Raw genomic sequence first — 1,634 nt, 5'->3', positions numbered from 1 at the left:
GAGACGCTCGAGACGGTCCATATCGACGTCATTTTCTAAGGCTCTGTTTAAAATGCGTTCCATAGCAGTTTGTTTAATCGCTAAATGATGTGTTTCTTCAACTTCTGTTAGGTTAGTGTTTTGTTCACTCATCTTGATTTCCTCCTATTTGAGCGCAATTCACCCGTGGCGTGAATCACGCTGGTGTTTAAAAGTTGGTTGTGTGGTTAGAAACGGTTTATGTAGCTTATATCGCTTGCTGAATAGTCACTTTCGCAGATGATTGAATTGCGTCCACGAATTTCAAGATTACCAGAAATATTTACATTATCGAAAATATATACTCCATCTAGAATTTTCATATTTCCGGAAATGTGCGCTTTATCACTTAAATAAGCATCTCCATAGACACGGGCATTGCCATAAACATGGCCCAAAACTCGAGCCTCACCATAAATTTGTGCATTGCCGTAAATTTGCGCATCATATTCAACATATGCTTCACCGCAAACTTTTGCATTTTCATAAACACGCGCCCTGCCTGTAATTTTTGCGCGTTCAAATACTTGTGCATTGCCGAAAATCTTAGCGTCACCATAAACCATAGCTTTATGCCAAACCCAACAATCGCCTTCATGCGATAGGTTGTCTTCTTTTTGTATATAGCCGCCTAAGTAACCTTTTTTAATATTTCTAAAATCTCTTAATGCACGTATGCGATAAAGTTTTTTACTTTTATCGGCTCTTGCATCATAAAATTCTTTTATTTCATCAGTCAGTTCGTATTTCTTTTTTATCATAATAACCTCCTCTTAATGCATGCTTTGTCTTTTAAGCTCTTGAGACAGCACACCAATTCCTTTTGCTGTAATTTTTGCGCAAGGAATGACCTTTTCTATTCCACTTGCGGTTTGAAGTGTGATGGTTGGACAATCCATAAGTTTCTTTTGGATTTTGTCTTGATAAGGAAGCAAATTTCCACCTGCTGCACGCCGGTAAACCCAACCTTTTTTCTGTAAGAAGAGAATGAACTGTTTTGGTTGCATCTCGAGTATTTTAGCGGCTTCTGTAAGACCGAAGAGTCCATCATGGCGCTGTAAGCTTTCAAGAGCCATTGCCTTTGGTTTTAAATTTGCAATAATGTTATCTTTTTGTTCATTTTCATTTTTGAGATACGTTAAAACACCAAGCATAACTTGAGGGCTTGAGTAGTCGATTTGTGGTATGGCTGCTTGCTTTTCCAATTCTTGCCAACGGTCTATAATCCTGGCGCGTAATGTCATGCTGTAACCCGAAACTAAAATGAGGCATTCACGTTTAGGGAGGTTGTAACAGTTTTGGGGCTTACCCTGTTTATCTAAATAGGTGGATCCAAATTTGGATTGACCCCCTTCAGGATATAATTCTCCTAACATTTGCCGAATATCACGCATAATATGCGCATGTTGCTTACCGCATAACTCTGCAATTTCACGACTAGACATCGTTTGAACTGTTGTGTTTTGAAAATTGTTTTCAGATGTTATAATAAAGTTTCGCATCATCACCCCCCTTAATTAAGAAAAACACAAGTTTTGGTATAATATTCTGCCATAGTTTCTATGACGTTCTGCTTGAGCAATTTTCCTTGCTGCGTGAATTTTGAAATAATGATT

At 38.1% G+C, this 1,634-nt stretch carries 2 protein-coding genes and 1 pseudogene; all 3 read right to left on the bottom strand.

The window, feature by feature from the left end; translation table 11 throughout:
- Positions 1 to 132: pseudogene (locus ACFIKO_RS09175) on the bottom strand (recombinase); the annotation flags it as partial.
- Positions 133 to 206: 74 nt separating this feature from the next.
- Positions 207 to 776: a hypothetical protein gene (locus tag ACFIKO_RS09170; protein WP_375673863.1), complete on the bottom strand. Its 570-nt coding sequence runs from the start codon at positions 774 to 776 to the stop codon at positions 207 to 209.
- A 15-nt stretch (positions 777 to 791) separates the two neighbouring features.
- The gene (locus ACFIKO_RS09165) at positions 792 to 1,520 is read right to left on the bottom strand and encodes a Rha family transcriptional regulator (RefSeq protein ID WP_375673862.1); all 729 of its coding nucleotides are present in this window, start codon (positions 1,518 to 1,520) and stop codon (positions 792 to 794) included.
- Positions 1,521 to 1,634: the final 114 nt, after the last annotated feature.

This window comes from Bartonella sp. TS82HLJMH (genome assembly GCF_042193495.1).
Lineage (GTDB): Bacteria > Pseudomonadota > Alphaproteobacteria > Rhizobiales > Rhizobiaceae > Bartonella > Bartonella grahamii.
The sequence above is the reverse complement of the archived record's forward strand: the minus strand, read 5'-3'. Positions and strand labels throughout refer to the sequence as shown.

What these genes read in the sequence shown, in the direction of transcription:
- ACFIKO_RS09165 (WP_375673862.1), bottom strand. Translation starts at nt 1,520, where the DNA reads ATGCGAAACTTTATTATAACATCTGAAAACAATTTTCAAAACACAACA.